Here is a 24749-nt window from a genome sequence, read left to right as displayed (position 1 = left end):
CCTTCCTTGATCCGAGGCTGCCCGCCCATGGCCATTGTTTCCGTCTACGCCGCGCTGCTGGCGCTACTGTTCATTGCGCTGAGCATCAATGTCATCCGCGTGCGGCGGGCGACCCAGACGGCCCTGGGCGACGCCGGTGACGCGCGCCTGTTGCGGGCCATGCGGGTGCACGCCAATTTTGCCGAGTACGTGCCGCTGGCGCTGATCCTGCTGTATGCCGCGGCCGGGCTCGGTGCCGCAGCGATCTGGCTGCATCTGCTGGGTGCCCTGCTGCTGGCCGGCCGGCTCAGCCACGCCTGGGGCGTGTCCCGCACGCCGGAGAACCTGACATTCCGCATGGTCGGCATGGTAGCGACATTCTTCGTCCTGGCCGCCACCGCCCTGACCCTACTGGTGCTCGCCCTCGGCGGCGCCATCACCTGATAGGAGACGCCCATGCACGCCGCGCTTGCGGGCATCGAGCTCGTGGTATTCGACCTGGACGGCACGCTGGTGGATTCGGCACCGGATCTCGCGGCCGCGACCGACGCCGTGCTCGCCGAACTGGGGGCGCCCCCGGCGGGTGTGACCAAGGTGCGCGACTGGGTGGGCAACGGCACCCGCAAGCTGGTGGAACGAGCCCTGATCGACGCCGGGCTGGATCCCGCGCGTACCGAGGCGGTGCATGACCGGTTTCAGGCGCTGTATGCGGCGGCGCCCTGCGTGGAATCGCGCCTGTTCGACGGGGTGCGGGATTGCCTGGCCGCCCTGGCCGAGCACGGCATGCCCCTGGCGCTGGTCACCAACAAGCCGGCGGCCTTTCTGCCGGCCATCCTCGGCGGACTGGGAATCGAGGGCTACTTCCGCTGGACGCTGGGCGGGGACAGCCTGCCGCAGAAGAAACCCGATCCCGCACCGCTGCTGTACTGCGCCGAGCAGGCCGGCGTGTCACCCGAGCACTGCCTGATGGTGGGCGACTCACGCCACGACGTGCAGGCCGGCCGCGCCGCGGGTTTTCCGGTGGTAGCGGTAACCTACGGCTACAACCACGGCGACCCGATCACCGACAGCAACCCGGACTACGCCCTGGATTCGCTGGCCGAACTCGTAGCCTGACTACTTGCCGCCGCCGTTGTCCGGGCAGTTGTCGGTCAGCGAGGCCTGCGATATCTGACTGTCCGCCGGTACGCTGCGGGTCAGCCAGACATTGCCGCCGATGGTCGAGCCACGACCGATGGTGATGCGGCCGAGAATGGTCGCCCCGGCGTAGACCACCACGTCGTTCTCGACAATCGGGTGCCGCGGCAGGCCCTTCTGCAGATTGCCGCTGTCGTCGGCCGGGAAGCGCTTGGCGCCCAGCGTCACCGCCTGGTAGAGCCGCACGTTCTCGCCGATCACCGCGGTTTCCCCGATCACCACGCCGGTACCGTGGTCGATGAAGAATCCCGGGCCGATCTGCGCACCGGGGTGGATGTCGATGCCGGTGGAGGAATGCGCCAGCTCGGCCACCAGTCGCGCCAGCAACGGCACTTCCAGCTCATAGAGAGTATGGGCCAGCCGGTGGTGGATCATGGCCTCCACGCCCGGATAGCAGAGCAGAACCTCATCCACCGTCTTGGCCGCGGGGTCACCCCGGAACGCGGCCAGCACGTCGGTATCCAGCAGGCGCCGGATGCGCGGTAGATCCGTGGCGAAGTCGCCCACAATCCGGCGCGCCACGGCTTCCGGCTCGCCCTCGTCGCAGGGCTGGCCGCAGTGCCGGGCCATGTAGCGCAGTTCCAGACGCACCTGTTCCAGCAGCAGGTTGAGGGCGGTGTCCAGGGTGTGGCCGACGTAGAAATCCTCGCTGCGCTCGCTCAGCGCCGGCGGCCCCAGCCGCATGGGGAACAGCGCCCCGCGCAGCAGATCGAGGATCTCGGCCAGATCCCGGCGCGAGGGCAGATCGCGGCGGCCCAGTTCCTGCAGGCGGCCGGTTTCGCTGCGCCAGTCCATGCGGGTGGATCGCAGGTCGGCGGTAATCCGCTCCAGGTCCCAGGCCGGTCGGGCGTCGGACGCCTCGGGCCGGGGCGGTACGGCTTCGGGTTGATTTGGCGTCATGGCACAGCTCCTCGTCGGTTTTCGCGGCCGTCTGGCGACCCCGTCAGGGCATCATCGCCTTCATTTTGACGAATACTAGACGACTGGTCTAATATTGTCGACATGAGCCGCAGCGAAACACGCGCCCTGTTGCTTCGCACGGGTGCGGAGATCATTGGCACCCAAGGCTACAACAACACCGGCATCAACGCCGTGTTGTGCGCCGCCGGGGTCCCCAAGGGGTCGTTCTACTACTACTTCGACAGCAAGGACACATTCGGCCTGGCCGTGATCGACGCCGTAGCCGAGACCCATGCCGCGTACCTGGATCGGGTTTTGGGGGATTCGACAACGCCGCCGCTCCAGCGGCTACGGCAGTACCTGGAAGCCGGCGCCGACGAGATCGAAGCCCATGACTACTGTCGCGGCTGTCTGATGGGCAATCTCGGGCAGGAACTGGCGGCCCAGCAGCCGGCGTTCCGCGAACGACTGGAGCGCGCCTTCGCCAACTGGAGCGAACGCCTGGCCGATTGCCTCGACGAAGCGATCGCGGGCGGCGAGATCGATCCCGAGGATGATGCCCGCGAGCTGGCCGAGTTTCTTCTCATCGGTTGGGAAGGGGCCATCCTGCGAGCCAAGATCGCCCGCTCGCGCGAGCCGCTTGACGCCTTCATCCGGCTGTTCATGACCCGGGTGCTGGGCGCTCGCTGAGCCGTCGTCCATCATCGCGGGGCGCGAAAGGGCTTGTCTGTCTCACCCGGTTGCTTACCCCATGGTGCAATGATCCGGCCGGGAGATCGCCGCGCGGCCTTGCGGCCGCTCGCGATGACAGCGTTACCTATTTCATAGCGAGGCGCGACAGCGCCACGGCTATCCCGGGCGGATTCGCTTCTTGGTGACGTCAACCGGCCGCATTCGCTACGAAGCAACAGGACCGGCAGACGGGGACGCGTGGCACAATCCCGCGCATCCGCCCGCCAGGCCGACCCTCATGCCCGCACCCCGCTCGCTCTATCCCGACATCGAGCCCTACGATCAGGGCGAACTCGCCGTCTCCGATATGCACACGTTGTACTACGAGCAGTGCGGCAACCCGGCGGGCAAGCCGGTGGTATTTCTGCATGGCGGGCCCGGCGGCGGTTGCAATGCCCGCAGCCGGCGGTTCTTCGATCCCTCGATTTATCGCATCGTGCTGTTCGACCAGCGCGGCTGCGGCCGCTCCCGGCCCCACGCCAGCCTCGAGGCCAACACCCTCTGAGAATTGAGGGTAAAGCCGTAGGCATCGGAAGCAGGCCGCTAAGCGGCCGGAGCATTCTTCGAGGCGATACACCCGTCAGGGCCCGGTCGTCACGGAAGATGGCGCATTACCCGCGGCGAAGGGTGAAGCGAGGTCGATCTCACTGAGTTCTCCCGTGGCTGGATTAATCCTATAGCCCGAAACGTTGTTTCTACCCGACGTGCCGAAGCTCCCGTTCGTGGCGTAGAGAAAACGCCCGGTCGGATCGATCAGGATCGCGCTCGCGCCCTCTTCCACTGCCAGCGTCTGCTCGGGCATGTCGCCGGGGGCCCCAGCGCTGGCGTTGAGCGCGTACACCTCGATGCTGTCGTCGCTCAGGTTCAGCACGTAGGCGAAGGCGCCGTCGGGTCCGATGGCAATATCCGACGGAAAATCGCCTGTGGATACCTGCGAGCCCATCACTTCGGTGAGCGCGCCGGTCGTGGCGTCGATCACGAAAGTCTGCAGATCGTCTCCGCCCAGGGTGACGTAAGCAAAGCCGCCATCCGGGCTGATCTGTATCGCGGTGGGGGCAGTTCCCGTGGAGAACGGAGACCCGGGCAGTTCCATGAGCACGCCAGCGGTGCCGCCATCCGGGTCGACGCGGTAGCCGGAAACGCTGCCGCCGAAGCGGTTAACGACGTAGGCAAATTCACCGTTCGGAGTGATGGCGACGTCTTCCGGCCGTTCCCCGGTAGCGTCCTGTCCAAACAAGGAGCCGCCGTCGCCTTGCAGCGCGCCTCGCCCGTCGATGCTGTACGACAGGATGTTCCCCGGGCTGCCGGTGGCCAACGTGATGCGTTCAGTGACGAAAGCAAACATGCCGGACGGTTCAACAATGATATCGCTGATCTCGTCACCAGAAGGAAACGGAGACTCCGGAAGATTGTCTAGCGGCCCGTCGTCGATTTCCGTCAGATCGCCGGTGGCGCCGTCGATGGTGAAGCCGAGCACGTCGCCGTCGCCGGTGGCACTGTTCTGGGTCGCGTAGACGAAGGATTCAGTGGGGTCGACGGCGACCGCATTGGCTTCGTCGTTATCCAATGCACGGCTGCTTATCGGCGAATCCGGCGTCTGGGCCAGCGCGCCGGTCAGCGGATCGATGGCAAAGGCGGTGACGTCGCTGTCGTTGCCCGGGTTGGCGGTATAGGCGAAGCGCCCCGACGGCGCCGCCGCGATGTCGGAGGGGAACGATCTCGGCCCGGCGAAGTACGGGGAGGCGGCGTCGATCTCGGTCAGCGCGCCGGTGGCAGGATCGATGCGGTAGGCCGAGACGGTGTCGTCGCCTTCGTTGGCGACATAGGCGAAGGCCCCGCTCGAATCGACGGTGACCGATATCGGATCTTCACCGGCGGCAAACGCCGAATCGGCCACCTGGGTCAGTTCGCCGGTGGCCTGGTCAACGTGGAAGGCCGAGATATTATCGCCACTTTCACTGGTGACGTAGGCGAAGGCACCGCGCGGGTCGACGCTGACCGACACCGGCTGATCGCCGGCGGCAAACGGCGAGCCGGACAACTCAGTGAGCGCACCGCTAGCTTGGTCGACGCTGTAGGCCGTGACATTGTCGCTGTCGGCATTGGCGACATAAGCGAAGGCACCGCGCGGGTCGACGCTGACCGACACCGGCTGATCGCCGGCGGCAAACGGCGAGCCGGCCAACTCTGCGAGCGCGCCGCTGGCTGGATGGATGCTGTAGGCCGTGACATTGTCGCTGCCGGCGTTAGCGACATAGGCGAAGCCACCGCTCGGATGGACGGTTACCGACTGCGGCTCAGTGCCAGCGGCAAACGGCGAGTCGTCCAGCTCGGTGAGCGAGCCGGTGGCAGGATCGATGCGGTAGGCCGAGACGGTGTCGTCGCCTTCGTTGGCGACATAGGCGAAGGCCCCGCTCGAATCGACGGTGACCGATATCGGATCTTCACCGGCGGCAAACGGCGAGTCGGCCACCTGGGTCAGTTCGCCGGCGGCCGGGTCAACACGGTAGGCCGAGACATTACCGTCGCCTGTATTGGTAACGTAAGCGAAGGCCCCGCTCGGGTGGACGGTGACTGATCTCGCCCCGGTGCCGGAGTCAAACGGCGAACCGGCTTGCTCGACCAACGCACCGCTGGTGTCGCTGCGGCGGTACGCGGACACAGAGTCGTCGCCGGCGTTGGTCGCATAGGCAAAGCGCTGCCCGCCCACGGTCCAGTTGTCGGGCGCGGCGCTCAGCGCCGGAGTGTAGACCGGTGTTGCGGGCTGGAGGGCGAACAGACTGTCCCCGGCGACGTTCACCGCCGGGTAGGCCGCGATCTGGAAGGCCGCGGCCAGGGTGTTGTCGGCGCTGATGGTGACGTCGAAGAGATCGCCGCAGCCGGCCGCCTCCGGGCCGTCGGTGGTGACGCAACCGGCCAGGATGTTGCCCATGCTGTTGAGCCGTCGCCGGGTGGCGGCGATAGCCGGGCTGTCCGCAGCGTTAGCGTCCAGAAAATCCGACGCCCGGCCGCTACCGATGTTCACCAGGGCGCCAAGGGTCCCGGCGCGGGCATTCAGGCCAATGGCACCGGGAATGGCTGCGCAGGTGCCGGGGGTGGCGTTGCCCACGATATCCGGGCAATCCACGAAGGTGATGAAATCCTGCAGCACCGAGGTCGCGGCCGCGGTGGTCAGCTCGTTGATGGTGACGGAATCGGGAAAATCGCACCCGGAGTCCGCCGGATCGCAGTAGGGCCCCACCACGGTCATTAGCTGGCTCGCGCTGTTCACACCGCCGCCACCGGCGGCGCCCCCGCCGCTCGCGGTCAGGTAGACGAGCTGACCCTCGGCCAGATCGCCGCTCGTTACCAACGACATCAGGTCGATAGTGAAACGCCCATCGCCGTCGGTCATGGCGCCGGCCAGTTCAACGGTGGCATCGCCCGGACTTTCCCCGGCGGCATACAGCGTGACCATCGCCCCGACCGCTGGCTGCCCGCCCCCGAAGACGGCGCCGGTGATGCTGCCGGGGGCAGCCGCGATGTCGCAGAGGTCACCGAAGCCGTCGCCGTCGGTATCCTCCTGGTCGGGATTGGGAGTGGCCGGGCAATTGTCGTTGTCGTCGGCGACGCCGTCTCCGTCACCGTCGGTCATGTCGTCGCATGCGTCACCCAAACCGTCACTATCCGCGTCGTTCTGATCGGGATTGGGGGTGTCGGGGCAGTTATCGTTGCCGTTCGCAATACCGTCACCGTCGTTGTCGTTCAGGTCGTCGCAGGCATCGCCGATACCATCGCCGTCGACGTCGGCCTGATCGGGATTGGGGGTGTCGGGGCAGTTGTCGCTGCCGTTCGCAATACCGTCACCGTCGTTGTCGTTGTCGTTCAGGTCGTCGCAGGCGTCGCCGATACCGTCGCCGTCAACGTCGGCCTGGTCGGGGTTGGCCATATCCGGGCAATTGTCAGTGTCGTTGGCCAGACCGTCGTCGTCGTTGTCGTTCAGGTCGTCGCAGGCGTCGCCGATACCGTCGCCGTCCGTGTCGATCTGATCGGGGTTGGGGGTATCGGGGCAGTTGTCGACATCGTTGGCAACGATATCGCCATCATTGTCGTTCAAGCCGTCGCAGGCATCGCCAACACCATCGCCGTCGACGTCCTCCTGACCGGGATTGGGGGTATCGGCACAGTTGTCATCACCGTCGGCGATATTGTCGCCGTCACTGTCAGTCAGGTTGTCGCAGGCGTCACCAATGCCGTCGCCGTCAGTATCGATCTGGTCCGGATTGGCCCTGGCCGGACAGTTGTCGTCGCTATCGGCGATACTGTCGCCGTCGCTGTCGGTCAGATTGTCACAGACATCGCCGATGTCATCGCCATCGCCATCAGCCTGATCGGGATTGGCGGCGTCGGGGCAGTTGTCAGTGCCGTTGGCGACGCCGTCGCCGTCGTTGTCGTTGAGCTCGTCGCAGACATTCCCGATGCCGTCGCCATCGACGTCGGCCTGATTGGGATTGGCGGCGTCGGGGCAGTTGTCGCCGGCGTTGGCGACGGAATCGCCGTCGTTATCATTCAGATCGTCGCAGGCGTCACCAACACCGTCCCCGTCGACATCGGCTTGATCGGGATTGGCGGTGTCCGGGCAATTGTCAGCGTCGTTGGCCTCGCCGTCGCCGTCGTTGTCGTTGAGGTCGTCGCAGGCATCGCCCAGGCCGTCGCCATCGGTATCGGTCTGGGCCGGATTGGCATTCGCCGGGCAGTTATCCTCACCATCGGCGATGTTGTCACCGTCGCTGTCGGTCAGCTCGTCACAGGCGTCGCCCAGGCCGTCACCGTCGGTATCGGTCTGGCTCATATTGGCAATCGACGGGCAATTGTCCTGCCCCTCGGCCACGCCATCGCCATCGCGATCGTTGATGCCATCGCAGGCATCGCCAATGCCGTCGCCATCCGCATCAGGCTGATTCCCATTAGCCATGCCGGGGCAGTTATCAATCGCATCGGCGATGCCGTCGCCGTCACTGTCGTTTAGGCTGTCGCAGGCATCGCCAATCCCGTCACCGTCGGCATCGTCTTGGTCAGGATTGTTTGTTGCGAAGCAATTATCGTTGCCGTTGGCGACACCATCGTCGTCGCTGTCGTTAAATTCATCGCAGGCATCACCGATGCCATCATCGTCGATATCTTCCTGGTCGGGATTGGCTGCCGCCGGGCAGTTATCCGACGCATTGGCAACGCCGTCACCGTCGGTATCATTGAAGTTGTCGCAGGTATCCCCGATGCCGTCCCCGTCGCTATCAACCTGTTCGGGATTCGCGGTCGTCGGGCAGTTGTCGCTGGCGTCTCCAACGCCGTCGTCATCACGATCGGTCAGGTCGTCGCATGGGTCACCCGATCCATCACCATCCGTATCCGTTTGATCGGGATTGCTGGTCGCGGGGCAGTTGTCGTCGATATCCGCGACACCGTCGCCGTCGGTGTCTTCAGGCAGCCACGCCGGGGCTTGGCCATCAGCATCATCCGGTGGCGTCACACCGAACTGATTCATCAGGTTCGTCCGGGCGTCGGCCAGCAAGTCGGCATTGCCGACCGCGGCCTGGCCAATGGCGTTGAAGGCATCCCTGCCTCCGTCGTTGATCAGGCCATCGTCAGCAAAATCATCCGCCATGGCGTCCAAGGCGTTCTGCCCGCCGCCGGCAGTAAGCGCCGCGCCCGAGAAAAGCAGTAGGTTGGCACTGTCGTCGGTGTTGTCGCTGTCCTGCAACAGATCCAGCACGGTCGGTGCGGCGTTGGTGCCCATTATGGTGGAGAGTTCGCCCCGGGCTTGCGTGCGCGCGTCGCCGAAGGGTATGCCATCGCCCAGCAGGGCTTGAATGCGGGCTGCCGTAAGGTGGGTGAAAATGTTGACGTTAGCGGCTTCGGGTGCGTCGGTCAGCGCGCGCAGGGTGCGATTACCGCTGGAGAAGTTACCTGTGGTTTCGTCGAAGAAAGAGCCGCTGATCTGGAGTTCAGTGGGTCCGCTCCAGTCCAGATCGGGCAGGCTGTAGGCACCGGTGTCGTTCACCGCCTTGCTAGTTTGCCCTCCTGTACGGGCGCCATTAGCACCCAGTTGAAACGCGACGGCGGTACCACCGGGCTGAAACGGGCCCTTCTGCCCGGTCCCGGACAGGCCGGATGCAGGTGCTCTTTGCCCGGCGCCGTCTCCACCGCAGCTTGCCAGGATCAGCGCCGCGCCAAATACAATGGTGATCAGGCAAGTCTTTCTAGCCACTTTCACCGCCGAGGAACGGGCTGGCGCGGCCGAAGCGGCTACCGTGCGCGAACAGATCCTGGTAAATCGCGTAGCCATGATGGTTCCCCCTCGAGCGAGGTCTGACACCCAAAGGGGATTCGAACTGCCCCTCGATTACATCTCGCCCTTTAAAGGTATGGGTTACGGCGAGGAGCAAGCAGTCGACGTGGTACGGGTATCTCACAGCCACACCTAGCCTCTGCGCTGTTACCCACCGGAACTGCAACGGTGCGCCGAGACGCAACACCAGCACCAAGGGCGAAGACTTCAAATCTGTTTGCGCTTATTTTCCCGATTCGTATCAAAAAAGACCGCGGTAACGCAAGGAGGCGTCGCCCCATCGGCGCGCAACGAATAATCCACGCGTTTACCCGGTTGCGAAAAAGGAAAAGCGGGCCCGGCACAAATCTGCCTGCCGATCCGTTGCTGGGATCGGCGGACCCTCCCGAAAACCCCGGATATCGATTGCGCCATTTTCCGGCTTCATTCCGTCGCAATGCCGGCCGACGATTTGAGGGGATACTGGTAGCAATCGGACCGAGCCGACAAGCAAAGCCAGCACTCACGGCACTACAGGCTCAGCCGTGTCCGCGCGCAAGACTACGGCAACGTCTGCGGCATCCCTGAGCGAGGAGCTTAGCCAGATCGGATCGTCAGGTGATACGCCCATGCCACAATTGCACGCTACATTCGCTCCCAATACCCCATGTGTCCAGCTCCTTCGCTTTACCCCGACATTGATCCCTACGATCAGGGCGAACTCGCCGTCTCCGACCTGCACACGCTGTATTACGAGCAGTGCGGCAACCCGGCGGGCAAGCCGGTGGTGTTCCTGCACGGCGGTCCCGGCGGCGGCTGCAATGCCCGCAGCCGGCGGTTCTTCGATCCGTCCATCTATCGCATCGTGCTGTTCGACCAGCGCGGCTGCGGCCGTTCTCGGCCCCACGCCAGCCTCGAGGCCAATACCACCTGGGACCTGGTCGATGATATCGAGCGACTTCGCACGCACCTGGGCATCGATCGCTGGCAGGTGTTCGGCGGCTCCTGGGGCTCGACACTGGCGCTGACCTACGCCCAGGCATTCCCGGACCGGGTCACCGAACTGGTGCTGCGCGGCATCTTCATGCTGCGGCAGCAGGAAATCGCCTGGTTCTATCAGTCCGGGGCCAGCAACCTGTTTCCGGATGCCTGGGAAACCTACGTGGCGGCGATTCCACCCGAGGAACGCGACGACATGGTGGCCGCGTACTACCGACGCCTGACCGATCCCGATGGCAACGTGCGGCGCGCGGCAGCCCGGGCCTGGTCGGTGTGGGAGGCAGCCACCAGTTTCCTGCACGCCAACCCCAACGCGCAGGCGGCATTTTCCAACGACAGCTTCGCCCTGGCCTTCGCCCGCATCGAGTGCCACTACTTCATTCATCGCGGCTTCTTCGAGCGCGACGACGAACTGCTGCGCGGGGTGGATCGCATCCGCCATATTCCGGCGGTGATCGTGCACGGGCGCTACGACGTGGTGTGCCCGCTGCGCAATGCCTGGGACCTGCACCAGGCCTGGCCGGAGGCCGACCTGCGCATCGTGCCGGATGCCGGCCATTCCGCCTTCGAGGCCGGCAATCGCGACGAGCTGCTGGCCGCCACCGATCGTTTCGGGTCCCGTTGACGCCGTCCCGTCTCGCGCTGCTGGCGCTGCTCTGGTTCACCGGCGTGTACCTGCGCGTGCCGGTGCTGGTGGCCCCGGCCCTGGCGCCGCAGATCGGCGGGGAGCTGGGCCTGGCTGCTGCCGGCGTGGGTGCGCTGACCACCCTGCCGGTCCTGATGCTGGGCCTAGGCGCCCTGCCCGGCGCCTGGCTGATCGGCCGCCTGGGCGCCCGCCGGGCCCTGGTGATGGCGGTGGCGCTGATGGCCCTGGCCTCGGCCGCTCGCGGCCTGGCACCACCCGCCGCGCTGCTGTTTGCCGCCACCGCGGTCATGGGCTTCGGCATTGCCGTAATGCAGCCGGCGCTGCCGGCGATCGTGGCCCGCTGGTGCCCGGGATTCACCGCACTGGCGGTGGCGGTTTACATGAACGGCATGCTGCTGGGCGAGTTTCTGGGCGCGGGTCTGACCCTGCCGCTGATCATGCCGCTGACCGGCAACGACTGGCGTCTGACCCTTCTGGTGTGGTCCCTGCCCGCCCTGCTCATTGCCGTCTTGCTGACCCGCCCGTCCGACCGGGCCCCGGATGCGGAACCGGGAACCCCGGGTTCGATTCTTGGCGGCGACCGGCGCATGTGGTCGTTCGGGCTGATTCTGGGCGCAGCCTCCACGCTGTTCTTCGGCACCAATGCCTATATGGCGGATCTGCTAGGTGCGCGCGGCGAGGCCGACCGGCTGGCCACCACCCTGTTCTGGTTTAACCTCAGTCAGGGGGCGGCATCGCTGGTAATGGTGCCGATGGCCCCGCGTCTGGTGGCCCGCCGCGAGCCGGTTCTTATCACCGGCGTGATGGCGGTCACCGGGGGACTGGCATTCCTGTGGCTGGACGGCAACGCCGCGCTGGTGGCCGCGGTGCTGCTGGGCAGCGCCACCGCCATCCAGCTGATCCTGATGGTGGCAGCCGCGCCGCATGTGGTGGCGCCCGGCGATACCGGCACCTTCTCGGCCGGCATGTTCGCGGTGGGTTACGGCATGGCCTTCGCGGTGCCCCTGGCCGGCGGCCTGCTGGCGGAGCTGTTCCAGCGGCCGCAACTGCCGATCTGGCCGATGCTGGCCTACGGCCTGCTGGTGCTGCCGCTGATCGCCCGCATGGATTTTCACCGGCACGCGGACTGACCTCGTGAGCGGTCCGCAACAACGGGCTTGACCGCCGCCCGATGTTGGGCCAATGCTGCGCTCTGTTGCAGCGATGGTGGAGGAGCCATGAGCCGACTATACGAAGAACCACATCGGGCCTTTCAGGACCATTTCGGCACCCGCGGAATCGCGGATCGGGTGGAGGACGTGGCCATGGCCACCGAGATCACCCCGGAGGCGAAGGCCTTCATCGAATCCCGCGACATGTTCTTCCTGACCACCATCGACCCCAAGGGACGCCCGACGGTCTCCTACAAGGGCGGACCGACCGGCTTCGTGAAGGTGCTGGACGACCAGACCCTGGCTTTCCCCAGCTACGACGGCAACGGCATGTACTACTCGATGGGCAACATCGACAGTTGCGCCGAGATCGGCATGCTGTTCATCGATTTCGAGACCCCGCACCGCATCCGCCTGCAGGGCCGCGGGTCGGTGTGCGCCACCGACCCGTTGCTGAGTGAATGGCAGGAGGCCGAGCTGGTGGTACGCGTCGGACTGCACGAGCTGTGGCAGAACTGCCCTCGTTATATCCACCGCTACAAGCAGATCAAGCAGTCCCGTTATGTGCCCGCCGCGGACCGGGAAACCCCGGTCGCCGGCTGGAAGCGCATCGACGGCATGCAGGACGTGCTGCGCCCGCATGAGCGTGCAGCGGTCGAACAGGAAGGCGAGATCACCCTGGACGAATGGGCGGAAAAGATCGTGACCGGGGATGAAAAGGCATGAGCACGGCCCCCATGCCGGCCGCGGGCGGCTGCCTTTGCGGCAGCATCCGCTACACCGTTACCGAGGCGCCGGCGATGTCCGCGGTCTGCCACTGCCGCAACTGTCAGCAGCAGAGCGGCTCGGCCTATTCGGTGATGATCGCCGTGCCGCTGTCCGCGCTACACTTCGATGCCGGCCAGCCCCGCTGCTATCGCGATACCGGCACCAGCGGCCAGCCGGTGGACCGCTATTTCTGCGGGGACTGCGGCTCGCCGCTGTATTCGGACGTGGCGGTGCTGCCCGGCATGGCATTCGTCAAGGCCGGTACGCTGGATAATCCGGCCTGGGTCGAACCCACCCAGGCGCTGTGGTGCGACTCGGCCCTGCCCAGCGCCCGGCTGGCCGACGACATCACGCGGCTGCCGGGCAATCCGCCGGCCTGACTATCAGTCCAGCCCGAGCAACGGGCTCGGGCCGTCGTATTCGAGCTGCCAGCAGGCCGACCAGGCCCGTTCGCGACGCCGCAGCAGCAGATAATTCCGCTGGTTGCAGTAGATTCGCCGCTGGCCCGGTAACGGCCGCATCCGGATGGGGTGCCCGGGCAGCGGCGACGAACCGAGTCTGGCCAGCGCGCCCAGGGCGCGAGCATAGCCGGTGGGCGGCGGCGGATGGGCAATGCCCGAGGCTACCAGTTGATGCAGTGGCACCGTACTGGCGGCCAGCTCGCCGCGGGTGGCCAGGTGGATTTCGCCAGAGAGCAGCGTGACCCGCTGATCGTCACGCTCATGCACGGCCAGCAGCGCTTCGAGAAACCATCGCCATTCCTCACGATGCGCCCGGCTCTGCCACTGATCACGCAGATCATCCTCGTACTTCTGCGATCCGGGCCAGAGACCGAGCAGCGTTTCCACCCCGGACAGGCGCGGCCCCAGCCCCGGTACGCTGGAAATCACCAGAACCCGTTCCGCCGTTGTCGCGGTCAGCGACCGTGTCAGCGCTTGCCAGCCGGACGGCGCCAGTACGCGATCCGGTCGACGCTGGGAGCGCAGATCCGGTGCCACGATATCCACGCCGGGTAGCGCCACCCCCCAGCCGACATGGTCACCCCCGGCGTCCCACATCGGTCCCGGCAGGGGCTGATCCGGATCGACGCCCAACTGAAACAGACAGAAGGCCCGGCGCGCCACCGAGAACACCAGCCGCCCCACCGGGTGGTCCAGACGTTCGACGGGCAGCGATCCCCAGCCGTCGCAGATGTCGTGGTCATCCCACATCATCAGCGAGGGCACGCGGGTGATCAGCGCCGCGATGCCGGGCTGCCGATAGAGATCACAGTACCGACGGACCATGTAGGCCAGCATCTGCCGGTCAAGATCGGCGGGAATTTCGTCGTCGGCCGGCAGCGGCGCATCGAGATCGGCCCACGCCCGCAGAACCGGGTCCAGCGACAGCAGCTCATCCGCATAGAGCTGATCGCCACCGTGGAGCAGCAGGTGCAGCGGGGACACCCGATTTACCGCCGCGAGGTGCCGCCACAGCGCATTGCGCTCGGACAGGTCCCGGCGGGTATCACCCTGCTCGCGGCCATTGCAGGCCACGAACGCCAGGTCCAGATCGCCGGTCAGATCGGCGCGCACCGGATACCAGTGATCGCCATAGTAGTAACCGGCATCCGGCCGGGCCGACAGACGGAAGTCGAAACGCCAGATTGCGACCCCGGCAAGCCGGGCCAGCGCCAGCGGCTTCACCGACCGCAAGGGCGCGCGCAGCCGGGCCGGTCTCGCGTCGACCGGCGTGATCACCACCGCAGCCAGACTGATGAAGTCCCGGTCGGCCGCGCGCAGCAGTAGCAGCGGACCAACGGTGGTATCAGCAACCGGAATGTCGACGGTGTTAGTCAGGGGGCGGCTCATGCGGTGACTCGATGGCAGGACTGCGACACACCGGCGGTGGTGAAACCCCGCCGCGCATCGCGCGTAAATTTTTGAATTCTCCCGACGATTTCTTTAGGTTACCCGACCTTGCTGGGCGCGGTGAGCGACTTCGCGCGCGGGCAGCCGAATTCAACCGGAGCACCTATCGTGGCCGATACGATCCGCATTCGTTCCCTTGGTTTTGTCCTGCTGATACTGGCCGGCATGGCGCCGCTGCTGGGCCAGCCCGCGCTGGCGCAGGCCGATACCGCACCGTCTGGAGAGGCGGAGGTTTCCTACGCCACGCTGGCGGACCTGCTCGAGGATGACGCCGCCCGCGAGAAGCTCATCGCCCAGCTACGCGGCATGGCGGACGAACCGGCCACGGCGGACGAAGGGAGTGCTCCGGCGGACGAGGCGGCAGCAGATACGCCGGCGGCGATTCCGGCAGAGAAAGTATCCCTGCCCCGGCGAGTGGCCCGCACCACCCAGGCGCTGGCGGAAGACCTCGGCACCCAGGTGTCAGCCGCGATGGCAGCATTCCGTGACAACCAGTCCTCGCGCGCCGCGATTGACTGGCGGGCCCTCGGCCAGAGCGCGTTTTCACTGGCGGTGATCATCGCGATCACGGTGGCACTGTTCCTGGTGCTGCGGCTGCTGGCGCATCCCTTCTACGCCCGCGCCGGACGCTGGGCACAGACCACCGAAACCGGATTGTCCGCCCTGATCCAGCGCGGCTCCATCATGGTGCTGTCGCTGGGCGTGGATATTCTGGTGATCCTGGCTGCCTGTGCCGGCGGTTACGCCGCCGCCCTGTTCGCCTTCGGCGACGCGGGCGCCATCGGAACGCGGGAATCGCTGTTCATCAACGCCTTCGCGCTGATCGAGATCTTCAAGGCGCTGATCCGGGCGCTGTTCTCCTCGCGCTACGAGGGATTACGCCCACTGCCTATCAGCAGCCACGTGGCCGACTGGTGGAGCGTGCGGCTGCGCTGGTTCAGCGGCTACATCGGCTATGCGCTGATGCTGGTCGTACCCATCGTCAACGTGGAGCTATCCCGCGCGGCGGGGTCCGTGGTCAGTCTGATCGTGATGGGGACCGCCTATCTCTACGCCATCACCGTGATCCTCAAGAATCGCGACCTGATCCGTGAGCGCCTGGAAAACCAAGCCTTGGCCAGCGATGGCGCGGTAGCCGGGATTCTGCTGCGCATTGCATCGAAATCCTGGCACGTCATCGCGCTGGCCTATTTCACCATCCTGTTCGTGGTCAGCCAGCTGCGACCCGAAGAGGCACTGCCGTTCATGCTCAAGGCCACGCTACAGACGCTGATAGCGGCGGCCGTGGGCATGGTGGTGCTGTCGGCGATGTCACGCCTGATCGGCCGCCGGCTGCATCTTGCCGGGCGCATACGCGACCGCCTGCCGCTGCTTGAAGACCGGCTCAACGCCTATGTGCCGAACGTGCTGCGGGTGGCTCGGCTGCTGGTGTTGATCACGGTCACGCTGCTGCTGCTGGACGCCTGGCGGGTATTCAACCTGGCCCAGTGGCTGGCTTCGGACGCCGGTGCGTCAGCAATCGCCATGGTGGTGCACGTGATCATCATCCTGCTGCTGGCACTGGCCTTCTGGACCGTATGCGCGAGCGTGATCGAGGCCAAGCTGGCCAGCGGCGAAGCTACCGCGCGCAAGACCACCCTGCTGACGCTGTTCCGCAACGCGCTGGCGGTGGCCATCGTTACGTTCACCGCGATGATCGTGCTGTCGCAGATCGGGGTGAACATCGGGCCGTTGATTGCCGGCGCCGGGGTCCTGGGTCTGGCCATCGGTTTCGGCGCCCAGACCATGGTCCAGGACGTGATCACCGGCGTGTTCATCCAGATCGAGAACGCGATGAACAAGGGCGACGTGGTTACCGCCGGCGGTGTCACCGGCACCGCCGAACGGCTCAGCATCCGGTCGGTGGCCATCCGCGACCTGTCGGGCACGTATCACATCGTGCCGTTCTCCTCGGTGGGCGTGGTGTCCAACTACATGCGCGACTTCGCCTACCACGTGGGCGAATACGGCATTGCCTACCGCGAGAACATCGACGATGCGATCGTGGCGCTGCGGGCGGCGTTCGAGGATCTCAAGGCCGATCCCACGCACGGTCCGAACGTGATCGACGACATCAACGTGGCCGGGGTGATCGCGCTGGCCGACAGCTCGGTCAACATCCGGGTGATGATCAAGACCAACCCGGGCTCGCAGTGGGCGGTGGGCCGCGCCTACAACCGCCTGGTGAAGATCCACTTCGACGCCGCCGGCATCGAGATTCCGTTCCCCCACCTCACCATGTACTTCGGCGAGGATCGGCAAGGTCACGCACCCCCGGCTAATCTGCGCCTGGTCGGCAACGGGGATGGCGGCAACGTGATCGAGGATCACGGTGGCCCCGACGGGGCGCCCGATGCGGACAACAGCCGTCCGGACCAGCGGGCGCGCACCAACGCGCCGACGGATCGCGATTTCGACGAGGCGGACAGCTAACCGGCTTCGGCCGCGCCGGCCGGCGACGGCCCCAGCCGGCCGGCGCAGTCCCGCATCACCCGCGACCAGTGGGTGTCGGTGCCGGCGCGCAGCAGCATGGTGAACTCGATGCTGGGCGCCGGCGGCGCCAGCGGCCGATATACCGTCCCCGGCACGCACTGGTGCTGAAGCCGGGCCGAGATCGTGGCAATGCCCTCCCCGGCCGCCACCATCGCGATGGCCCGGCTGCGGGGCGTGACCTGGTGGTCGATGCGCGGGCTGAAACCGCTGACCATGCAGCACTCGATCATGCGGTCGTACAGCCGGGCATTCACGTGGCGCGGGAACAGGATGAAACGCTCGTCGCGGAGGTCGGACAACGACAGACTCGCGGCCGTCGCCAGCGGATGGTCGTCCGGCAGTACCACGCCGACCGCCTCACTGGGCAATGCCACCCGGTCCAGCAGCGGGTCGTCTGGCGCGCTGAGACTGAACCCCACGTCCATCCGGTTCTCGGCCACGCCGGCCGCGATCTCGTTGGACGTGGCCTCGATCAGTTCGATCTCGCAGCCGGCGCATTCGCGCTTGACCTGACGCAGCAGCGGCGGCAGGAAGCTCGACATCGCCGCCTCGGAAAATCCCACACGGATCGCCCCCGCCAGGCCCAGCGCGGCCTTGCCCGCGTCGCCGAGCGTCTGATCCAGTTCTGCCAGCAGCGCCGGCAGACGCGCCACCAGTAGCTGTCCCGCGCTGGTGAGGGTCACGCTCGCCGAGTTGCGCTCGAACAGCCGGCAAGCGAGGCGGTCTTCCAGCTGGGCGATCTTGCGCGACACCGAAGGCTGGGCCACATGCAGGGTTTCCGCGGCCCGCCGGAAACTTCCGGCATCCGCCACCGCCAGCACCGCGCGCAGTGCACCCAGCGATACCTGACCAAGATACGCATAGGACATCGCCTAATCCGGTATTGATATTGGAATTGCATCATTGTCTCAGGCATTGTGCATCGCACACCAGCGCCCCGGACGCCGAATCGAAGCGGGGCGCGCCTGCATTCCCACGGGAGCCGATATGTACGACACGATCAAACAAGCGCCCCTGGCCATCGCCCTGACCCTGGCCGGTACCTTCCTGACCCCCAACGCCGCCGGTGCAGCCTCGATGGACGAGCGTCTGGACCAGCTCGACCTCCCGCCCGGCTTCGATATCGAGGTGTACGCGGAAGTGCCGGGCGCCCGCTCGCTGGCATTCGGCCAGTCCACCGGCACGGTGTTCGTGGGCACGCGCGGCAAGAAACTGTTCGGCGTGGTCGACAAGAACAAGGACCGCAAGGCCGACCGCGTAGTCACCCTGATGGATGACCTCAAGGTGGGCAATGGCGTGGCCATGCACCAGGGCAATCTGTACGTGGCCGAACAGCATCGCATCACCCGCGTGGGCGGCGCCGGCTTCGATATCGACATGCCGTTCGCCCAGATGCGCGAGGAAATCTTCACCGATCTGCCGGACAAGGCGCATCACGGCTGGCGCTACATCGCCTTCGGGCCGGACGGCAAGCTCTACGTCACGGTGGGCGCGCCCTGCAATATCTGCGATCCCGAAGGCATCGAAGCCACGGTGATCCGCATGGACCCGGACGGTTCCGACATGGAGGTCTACGCACGCGGCGTGCGTAACTCGGTGGGCATCGACTTCCAGCCGGACACCGGTACGCCCTACTTCACCGACAACGGCGTCGACATGATGGGTGACGAGCGGCCCGCCGGCGAGCTCAACGCGGCGCCGGAAGCAGGCATGCACTTCGGATTTCCCTACTACGCCGGCGGCGACGACCGCCAGAGCGACTGGGAAGACAAGGAACCGCCGCAGGAAGTGACCTTCCCGGTCACGGAGTTCCGCGCGCATACCGCGAATCTCGGCTTTCGTTTCTATACCGGTGACATGTTCCCGGCTGAGTATCAGCACGATGCGATCGTTGCCCAGCACGGCTCCTGGAACCGCTCCGAGCCGATCGGCTATCGCCTGATGCGGGTGACGTTCGATGAAGACGGCAATGCCACCGGCAAAAAGGTCTTCGTCGACGGCTGGCTGCAGGACGGTGAGGCCTGGGGCCGCCCGGTCGACACGCTGCAGATGCCTGACGGTTCCCTGCTGGTATCCGATGATTACGCCGACGTGATCTATCGCATCAGCTACAAAGGCGATGACGCAGACACGAACGCGGGCGAATCGGAAACGACCGCCGATTTCGCCATGCCGGAGTCCGTGGTTGCGCACGCCGACGGGCGGCAATTCATCACCGAGATCGGCGAATTCGGCAAGGACGGCGATGGCCGCGTGACCGTGATCGACCCGGACGGTAACCGCCGCACGCTGGCCGAGGGCATGGATGACCCCAAGGGTATCGATCTGTGGCGCGACTCCCTTTACGTGGCCGACAACACCCGGCTGCGCCGCGTCGGGCTGGACGGCGATACCAGCGTGGTCGCGGATACCGGTGATTTCCCCGGCACCGCCACGTTTCTCAACGACGTGGAAGTCGACGGCAAGGGCCGGGTCTACGTCTCCGACAGCGGCAGCGAGGCCGGCGACAACGCGGGGATTTATCGCGTGTCGCCCGAGGGCGAAGTCGAACTGGTATTTGATGCGACGGAAAGCGATGCCATGAGCCGGCCCAACGGCCTGCTGATGGACGGCCCGAACCATCTGCTGGTCGCGGACTTCGGTAACGGCCGTCTGTTCCGGCTGCAGCTGGACACCGGCGAACTCACCACGCTGAACAACGGCTTCGGCGGTGCGGACGGCCTGGTCCGCGACAGTCACGGCAATCTTTACGTGAGTGACTGGAACAACGGTCGCGTGTTCATGCTGCACGACCTGCGCGCCACCCCGATGCTCCTGCGCGACGGTTTCAAGGCCGCGGCGGACATCGCCCTGAGCGCGGATGGCCGCAAGCTGCTGGTGCCGGACATGAAGGCCGGCTCGCTCCTGACGCTGCCGCTCGACTGAGCAGCAGCCAAACCAGGCATCCCTTCTGCCCGGGTTCGCCCGGGCATTTTTTTGCGCGCCATGTCATCGCGGTCATCGGTGGCAAGCGCGGGAGAACAGATACCCCCTGGCGTGCGCCCGCACACCGGCACGAACCGTCCGCCCTCACCTGTCCGGGGATAGATCGAACCGCAATGTGAAATCGGCAGACATATCGACATATCGGATGTTATGCTTTTATGCATGAGAACGACCGTCGATATCAATGATGAGCTATTCCGCGCCGCCAAGGCGTACGCGGCACAGCACAACCTGACTATGCGCCAATTGCTTGAGCAGGCCCTGCGCGACGCACTGGATGACACCAGGACGTCGCGATCTCGCGCAACACCACCACCGCTGCCGAGCTTCGCTGGTAATGGCGCGCGACATGGCATCGATCTGACGGACAACGCTGCCCTGCTGGACGCCATGGATGCTCAGTCCTGACGTCAACATTCTGGTCAGCATCTACCGGGAGGACACAACGCATCACCGACAATGCCGCCACTGGCTGGATGAAGTGCTTGCCGCCGGCCGTCGGATCGGCGTGTCCGAGCTGGTACTGAGCGGCCTTCTGCGAGTGGTCACGCATCCGAAGATTTTCGATCCACCTTCGCCATCGTCGCATGCGATGTCATTTATCGATGCCCTGCTTGCCCGGGATGGTGTCAGCACCTTGCGGCCGGGCGGCGGGCATTGGCGCATTTTCCAGGGACTATGCGAACAGACCCAGGTACACGGTAATCAGATCCCCGACGCCTATCATGCAGCGCTGGCAATCGAGCACGGATGCGAGTGGATTACCCTCGACCGGGGTTTCGGCATATATCCCGGCCTGCGCTGGAACCGGATCTAGAGTCTGGCAATACGACCGGGATGACTACGCTGCGGAACTGATGCTACCGGGTAGCCGCGGCGCTTCGCGCCAGTCATGACAGTTGTCGTCGAGGCCGTCATGAGCTTGTCGCCTGCCGTCGATACCACTAGCCTGCCGGACTGGACAATCAAGGACACCCGCATGAGTCAGCCCGAACCCACCGCCCGCATCGAAAAGCATGCCGCCGGCGCGGAATACGATTTCCGCGAGGGCTGCGCGATCACGGAATGGTGGAACCATCCGGCCGATGACGCGGTATCCGTGGTCCGGGCCCGGGTGGCTGCCGGCGCGGTAACACGCTGGCACCGCCTGCACGGCACGACCGAACGCTATCTGCTGCTGGAAGGCGCCGGACGTGTGGAAGTCGGCGATCAGCCGCCCGCGTCGGTCGGCCCCGGCGATACCGTGGTCATCCCGCCGGGTCAGCGACAGCGTATAACCAACATCGGCAACGCCGATCTGGTATTCCTGGCGGTGTGTACGCCACGCTTTCGCGACGACAATTACGAAGACATCGACTCATCCGGCGAGCGCTGAAACCGGTCCGCGGACCGGGGCCGGCCCCGCCCTGCAATCTAGGAATCAACCCATCATGAGCAACCCCACCCTGCGCCAGGTCTCCGGCCTGTCCGACGATCCGGTCTCCCTGCGCGACGCCGCCCTGGTCATGATCGACTGCCAGAACACCTACCGCGAGGGCGTGATGCAGCTCTCGGGCGTGGAAGCGGCGCTGGACCAGGCGCAGCGGCTACTCGTGCGTGCGCGCGACGCCGGCATTCCGATCTTTCACATCCAGCATGACGCCGGGCCCGGCTCGCCCTACGACCTGACCACCGACATCGGCGCCATCGCCGACAAGGTGGCCCCGCGCGACGGCGAAGCCGTCATTACCAAGACCCACCCGAACGCCTTCGTGAACACCAGCCTGCACGGCCAGCTACAGAACATCGGCGCCAGCAACCTGGTGCTGGCCGGCTTCATGACCCACATGTGCGTCAACTCCACCGCGCGCGGTGCGTTCAACCAGGGTTACGCGCCCACCGTGGTGGCCTCGGCCACCGCCACCCGCGACCTGCCCCGCGGCGGCTCGGTGATCGACGCCCGTGCCCTGCACGAGGCCAGCCTCGCCGCGGTGGCCGATCTGTTCGGCGTGGTGGTCGACGGCGTGGATGATCTACCGGACTGACGTCGGCCGGTCCGCGCCGCCTTGAACTACCTGGCGCATCTCTATCTCGCCGATCGCACCGCCACATCCCCGGCCGGCGCGATCCTGGGTGATCACGTGCGCGGCCGGCTGGCGCCCGACAGCCGGCGGAGCGTGCAGAGCGGTATCGTGCTGCATCGTCGGGTGGACAGTTTCACCGACCGCCACCCGGCGGTGCTGGCCTTGCTTGCCGCCTTTCCGCCCCGCTTCCGGCGCTACGGCGGCATTCTGGTCGATGTTCATTTCGACCATTTGCTGGCCAATCGCTGGGCCGAGTGGCATGACGAACCGTTGCCCGCATTTGCCGAGCGGATAATCGCCGCCACCCGCGCGGAGTGGCCGGACTGGGCCCCGTTTGCCGGCGACCGTCTGGTAAATCTGCCCCAGGTACTGACCGGATACACCGAGCCGGCAGGCGTGGCGCGGGCGCTGTCCCGAGTTGACGCCCGCCTGCGCCGGCCCAGCCCCCTGCCCGAAGCGATGCCGGTACTTGCAGCGCACACGGGGCTGCTGGCACAGCAGTTTGATGTCTTCTTCCCGGCGCTGGTCGACTATGCGCAGGACTGGGTCAACCGCCAGTTTTCGTTTTGATTCCCTTCTCCCCCGCGGGGAGAAGGTCAGCATGAGGGGCGCGGCGGCGCTTGCCGCTGACGCGTCGTGTCAGAAAGCCCTCTCCCGCCAGCGGTAAAGGAGACGACGGATTCAGCTCAGGCATCCCTTGCCAGTGGGTAATGCCTAACGCCGACTCAAAGCAACAACGTCTCCCCGATCGCCGGCACCCGCGCGGCGTAGTCGGCGAAGCCCTGGTCGGCCATCGCCGCCCGCCAGCGTGTCGGCGGCTCGAACGGGGGCTCGTCGGTAAGCACGATGGTGCCCCAGTGCATGGCAACCGCCGACCGGGCACCCACGTCGCGGCACAGGGCTGCTGCCTCTTCCGGGTTCACATGCACCTGGCGCATCACGCCTCGCGGTTCATAGGCGCCAATCGGTACCAATACGGTGTCGATCGGGCCGAACGCGGCACCGATTTCCCGGAAAACCGGCGCATAGGCGGTATCGCCGACGAAATACAGCCGCCGGCCGGCCGGAGTTTCCACTACATAGCCGCACCACAGGGCGGTGTTGCGATCAAACGGCCCGCGCCGCGAGAAATGTACCGCCGGCACCGCGGTGATCCGCAGGCCCTGGCAGGTCACGGTCTGCCACCAGTCCAGCGCCCGTACTTGCGAGTAGCCTCGGCGCCGGAAGAAGTGGTCCAGCCCGAGCGGGACCACGACCTCGGGATCCGATCGCTGCCGCAACGCGCGGATGGTGGGCGCGTCGAGATGATCGTAGTGCGCGTGGGAAATCAGCAGCAGATCGATGGCAGGCAGTTCCGGCACGGTCAGCGCCGGCGGCACGAAACGGCGCGGCGCCGTCAGCGGACGCGGGGCTGCCACGTCCGACAGGAAGGGATCGGTCATCAGCGTCCGACCGCCCAGTTCCAGTAAAAAAGCCGCATGGCCCAGCCAGGTCAGGTGATCGCGGCCGGCACAGGCCTGCCGGCCCGCCGCGACCGCCGCTGGATCGAGGCAATGCCCCGGCGGTGGCGCCGGCACCCGGCGATCGGTCACGCGGCCCCACAGGAATCGCGCCAGCCCGCCCGGGCCGCAGCCGGGCTGGTGCTGGTTCGGCGGGTTGGCGAAACGCCCGCCGACCCGCTCGGCGCTGGTGCGTCCGGCGGACGGGTCGGTATCGTTCAAGTGGCGGTCTCGCCGAGGCCGGACGTCGCCAGCGCCAGCTCGATGGCGGTAAGTGCCGCGGCGGCGGGCATTGCCAGATGGTGATCGACGGCGCGCGACAGCGGGCTGGCCACCGGATTGATATCGACGGTGGGAATGCCCTCGCGCACCGCCTGCCGGATCGGCTCGGCGATGTAGGGAAACACCGCGGTGGTGCCGATGCTCATAACCATATCGGGGCCTTGCGCCAGGGCCTGTTCGTAGCGGGCCACGGCGATATCCGGCAGCATTTCGTCGAACAGCACCACCCGCGGACGCAGCATGCCATCGCAGGCCGGACAGACCGGCGGTATGGCAAGGTCAGCGAAGTCGGGCACCTGCTCGCGGTGATTGCAGGCCGGGCACCGCAGTTGATGCAGGTTGCCGTGCATTTCGATCACGTCGCCGCTGCCGGCCTGGCCGTGGAACCCGTCCACATTCTGGGTGACGATGGTCACCTGCCGGCCGCCTTTCTCCAGCCGGGCAAGCACCTGATGACCGGCATTGGGCCGGGCGCCGCGGCAGGCCTGCTCGATCTGGCTGATGTATTTCCAGGTCAGGGCCGGGCGCTGCGCATACATACCGCCGGACAGCGCCATCTCGATCGGGATGCCGTCGTCGGTGCCGCCGTCGTTGTAGAGGCCGCCGACGCCGCGATACGTCGGCAGACCCGAATCCGCCGACATGCCGGCGCCCGTAATCACCAGCAGCCGCTCGGCCCGTGCCAGCCGTCCGGCCACCGCCGTGATTGCCGCCAAGTCGTTATCATGCCCCGCCATGGCGTTATCGTCGGCGATGGCCGGCGGCATCGCAACCGTTCCGGGAGAGTCTCATCGCCAGT

At 66.2% G+C, this 24749-nt stretch carries 20 protein-coding genes and 1 pseudogene; 15 read left to right on the top strand and 6 right to left on the bottom strand.

The genetic code is table 11. From position 1 onward, the window contains the following. Positions 1-27 precede the first annotated feature (27 nt). Positions 28-423, top strand: coding sequence for an MAPEG family protein (locus tag RM531_RS00905; RefSeq protein ID WP_311656585.1), 396 nt, complete (start codon positions 28-30; stop codon positions 421-423). A gap of 12 nt (positions 424-435) precedes the next feature. Further along, complete coding sequence (locus tag RM531_RS00900) at positions 436-1095, top strand: phosphoglycolate phosphatase (RefSeq protein ID WP_311656584.1); 660 nt, start codon at positions 436-438, stop codon at positions 1093-1095. Here the strand turns inward: RM531_RS00900 and epsC are convergent, their stop codons facing one another. Next, positions 1096-2076, bottom strand: a complete 981-nt coding sequence (gene epsC, locus RM531_RS00895; RefSeq protein WP_311656583.1) for a serine O-acetyltransferase EpsC — start codon at positions 2074-2076, stop codon at positions 1096-1098. Positions 2077-2178: 102 nt separating this feature from the next. Between epsC and RM531_RS00890 the strand changes: the two genes are divergently transcribed. Further along, on the top strand, positions 2179-2766 hold the full coding sequence (locus tag RM531_RS00890; RefSeq protein ID WP_311656581.1) for a TetR/AcrR family transcriptional regulator: 588 nt from the start codon (positions 2179-2181) through the stop codon (positions 2764-2766). A gap of 280 nt (positions 2767-3046) precedes the next feature. Then, positions 3047-3307, top strand: a pseudogene (locus RM531_RS00885) (alpha/beta fold hydrolase); the annotation flags it as partial. A gap of 81 nt (positions 3308-3388) precedes the next feature. Here RM531_RS00885 and RM531_RS00880 read toward each other — a convergent pair. Continuing rightward, complete coding sequence (locus tag RM531_RS00880) at positions 3389-8848, bottom strand: thrombospondin type 3 repeat-containing protein (protein ID WP_311656578.1); 5460 nt, start codon at positions 8846-8848, stop codon at positions 3389-3391. A 934-nt stretch (positions 8849-9782) separates the two neighbouring features. Here RM531_RS00880 and pip point away from each other — a divergent pair. From pip to RM531_RS00860, 4 genes are all read left to right on the top strand, one after another. Next, positions 9783-10739: a prolyl aminopeptidase gene (pip, locus tag RM531_RS00875; RefSeq protein ID WP_311656577.1), complete on the top strand. Its 957-nt coding sequence runs from the start codon at positions 9783-9785 to the stop codon at positions 10737-10739. Continuing rightward, the gene (locus RM531_RS00870; RefSeq protein ID WP_311656576.1) at positions 10736-11890 is read left to right on the top strand and encodes an MFS transporter; all 1155 of its coding nucleotides are present in this window, start codon (positions 10736-10738) and stop codon (positions 11888-11890) included. Before pip ends, RM531_RS00870 begins: the two co-directional genes overlap by 4 nt. A gap of 87 nt (positions 11891-11977) precedes the next feature. Further along, on the top strand, positions 11978-12637 hold the full coding sequence (locus tag RM531_RS00865) for a pyridoxamine 5'-phosphate oxidase family protein (protein WP_311656575.1): 660 nt from the start codon (positions 11978-11980) through the stop codon (positions 12635-12637). Beyond that, entirely contained in the window at positions 12634-13059 is a 426-nt protein-coding gene (locus tag RM531_RS00860; protein WP_311656574.1) for a GFA family protein, read from the top strand. The genes RM531_RS00865 and RM531_RS00860 overlap by 4 nt, the downstream gene beginning before the upstream one ends. Before the next feature lie 3 nt (positions 13060-13062). On the opposite strand, the gene RM531_RS00855 is transcribed toward RM531_RS00860, so the two are convergent. After that, on the bottom strand, positions 13063-14529 hold the full coding sequence (locus RM531_RS00855; protein WP_311656572.1) for a metallophosphoesterase family protein: 1467 nt from the start codon (positions 14527-14529) through the stop codon (positions 13063-13065). 168 nt (positions 14530-14697) lie between these two features. Between RM531_RS00855 and RM531_RS00850 the strand changes: the two genes are divergently transcribed. Beyond that, entirely contained in the window at positions 14698-17061 is a 2364-nt protein-coding gene (locus RM531_RS00850; protein ID WP_311656571.1) for a mechanosensitive ion channel domain-containing protein, read from the top strand. Here the strand turns inward: RM531_RS00850 and RM531_RS00845 are convergent. Beyond that, positions 17058-17990, bottom strand: coding sequence for a LysR family transcriptional regulator (locus RM531_RS00845; RefSeq protein WP_311656570.1), 933 nt, complete (start codon positions 17988-17990; stop codon positions 17058-17060). The genes RM531_RS00850 and RM531_RS00845 overlap by 4 nt on opposite strands. Positions 17991-18108: 118 nt before the next feature. Between RM531_RS00845 and RM531_RS00840 the strand changes: the two genes are divergently transcribed. The 6 genes from RM531_RS00840 to RM531_RS00815 all read left to right on the top strand — a co-directional run bounded on the left by RM531_RS00840 (position 18109) and on the right by RM531_RS00815 (position 22739). Continuing rightward, the gene (locus tag RM531_RS00840) at positions 18109-20046 is read left to right on the top strand and encodes an SMP-30/gluconolactonase/LRE family protein (RefSeq protein ID WP_311656569.1); all 1938 of its coding nucleotides are present in this window, start codon (positions 18109-18111) and stop codon (positions 20044-20046) included. 222 nt (positions 20047-20268) lie between these two features. Next, positions 20269-20514 carry a CopG family transcriptional regulator gene (locus RM531_RS00835; RefSeq protein ID WP_311656567.1) on the top strand — a complete coding sequence of 82 codons (246 nt, stop codon included), beginning with the start codon at positions 20269-20271 and terminating at the stop codon, positions 20512-20514. After that, positions 20501-20923 carry a type II toxin-antitoxin system VapC family toxin gene (locus RM531_RS00830; protein WP_311656565.1) on the top strand — a complete coding sequence of 141 codons (423 nt, stop codon included), beginning with the start codon at positions 20501-20503 and terminating at the stop codon, positions 20921-20923. The genes RM531_RS00835 and RM531_RS00830 overlap by 14 nt, the downstream gene beginning before the upstream one ends. Positions 20924-21085: 162 nt before the next feature. Beyond that, the gene (locus RM531_RS00825; RefSeq protein ID WP_349255372.1) at positions 21086-21481 is read left to right on the top strand and encodes a cupin domain-containing protein; all 396 of its coding nucleotides are present in this window, start codon (positions 21086-21088) and stop codon (positions 21479-21481) included. 55 nt (positions 21482-21536) lie between these two features. Then, the gene (locus RM531_RS00820) at positions 21537-22130 is read left to right on the top strand and encodes a cysteine hydrolase family protein (protein WP_311656563.1); all 594 of its coding nucleotides are present in this window, start codon (positions 21537-21539) and stop codon (positions 22128-22130) included. A gap of 21 nt (positions 22131-22151) precedes the next feature. Beyond that, a complete protein-coding gene (locus RM531_RS00815) occupies positions 22152-22739 on the top strand; it encodes an acyl carrier protein phosphodiesterase (RefSeq protein WP_311656562.1) in 588 nt (195 codons plus the stop codon). A gap of 155 nt (positions 22740-22894) precedes the next feature. On the opposite strand, the gene RM531_RS00810 is transcribed toward RM531_RS00815, so the two are convergent. Together RM531_RS00810 and RM531_RS00805 are read right to left on the bottom strand one after the other, a co-directional pair. Then, positions 22895-23890, bottom strand: a complete 996-nt coding sequence (locus RM531_RS00810; protein WP_311656560.1) for an MBL fold metallo-hydrolase — start codon at positions 23888-23890, stop codon at positions 22895-22897. After that, complete coding sequence (locus RM531_RS00805; protein WP_311656559.1) at positions 23887-24687, bottom strand: SIR2 family NAD-dependent protein deacylase; 801 nt, start codon at positions 24685-24687, stop codon at positions 23887-23889. The genes RM531_RS00810 and RM531_RS00805 overlap by 4 nt, the downstream gene beginning before the upstream one ends. Between the last annotated feature and the right edge of the window lie 62 nt (positions 24688-24749).

The sequence above is a fragment of the Spectribacter acetivorans genome (genome assembly GCF_031846305.1).
Classification (GTDB): domain Bacteria; phylum Pseudomonadota; class Gammaproteobacteria; order Nevskiales; family Salinisphaeraceae; genus Spectribacter; species Spectribacter acetivorans.
The sequence above is the reverse complement of the archived record's forward strand: the minus strand, read 5'-3'. Positions and strand labels throughout refer to the sequence as shown.

What these genes read in the sequence shown, in the direction of transcription:
- RM531_RS00890 (WP_311656581.1), top strand. Translation starts at nt 2,179, where the DNA reads ATGAGCCGCAGCGAAACACGCGCCCTGTTGCTTCGCACGGGTGCGGAG.
- RM531_RS00905 (WP_311656585.1), top strand. Translation starts at nt 28, where the DNA reads ATGGCCATTGTTTCCGTCTACGCCGCGCTGCTGGCGCTACTGTTCATT.
- RM531_RS00820 (WP_311656563.1), top strand. Translation starts at nt 21,537, where the DNA reads ATGAGCAACCCCACCCTGCGCCAGGTCTCCGGCCTGTCCGACGATCCG.
- RM531_RS00865 (WP_311656575.1), top strand. Translation starts at nt 11,978, where the DNA reads ATGAGCCGACTATACGAAGAACCACATCGGGCCTTTCAGGACCATTTC.
- RM531_RS00900 (WP_311656584.1), top strand. Translation starts at nt 436, where the DNA reads ATGCACGCCGCGCTTGCGGGCATCGAGCTCGTGGTATTCGACCTGGAC.
- epsC (WP_311656583.1), bottom strand. Translation starts at nt 2,076, where the DNA reads ATGACGCCAAATCAACCCGAAGCCGTACCGCCCCGGCCCGAGGCGTCC.
- RM531_RS00855 (WP_311656572.1), bottom strand. Translation starts at nt 14,529, where the DNA reads ATGAGCCGCCCCCTGACTAACACCGTCGACATTCCGGTTGCTGATACC.
- RM531_RS00860 (WP_311656574.1), top strand. Translation starts at nt 12,634, where the DNA reads ATGAGCACGGCCCCCATGCCGGCCGCGGGCGGCTGCCTTTGCGGCAGC.
- RM531_RS00840 (WP_311656569.1), top strand. Translation starts at nt 18,109, where the DNA reads ATGTACGACACGATCAAACAAGCGCCCCTGGCCATCGCCCTGACCCTG.
- pip (WP_311656577.1), top strand. Translation starts at nt 9,783, where the DNA reads ATGTGTCCAGCTCCTTCGCTTTACCCCGACATTGATCCCTACGATCAG.
- RM531_RS00805 (WP_311656559.1), bottom strand. Translation starts at nt 24,687, where the DNA reads ATGGCGGGGCATGATAACGACTTGGCGGCAATCACGGCGGTGGCCGGA.
- RM531_RS00830 (WP_311656565.1), top strand. Translation starts at nt 20,501, where the DNA reads ATGCTCAGTCCTGACGTCAACATTCTGGTCAGCATCTACCGGGAGGAC.
- RM531_RS00835 (WP_311656567.1), top strand. Translation starts at nt 20,269, where the DNA reads ATGAGAACGACCGTCGATATCAATGATGAGCTATTCCGCGCCGCCAAG.
- RM531_RS00845 (WP_311656570.1), bottom strand. Translation starts at nt 17,990, where the DNA reads ATGTCCTATGCGTATCTTGGTCAGGTATCGCTGGGTGCACTGCGCGCG.
- RM531_RS00825 (WP_349255372.1), top strand. Translation starts at nt 21,086, where the DNA reads ATGAGTCAGCCCGAACCCACCGCCCGCATCGAAAAGCATGCCGCCGGC.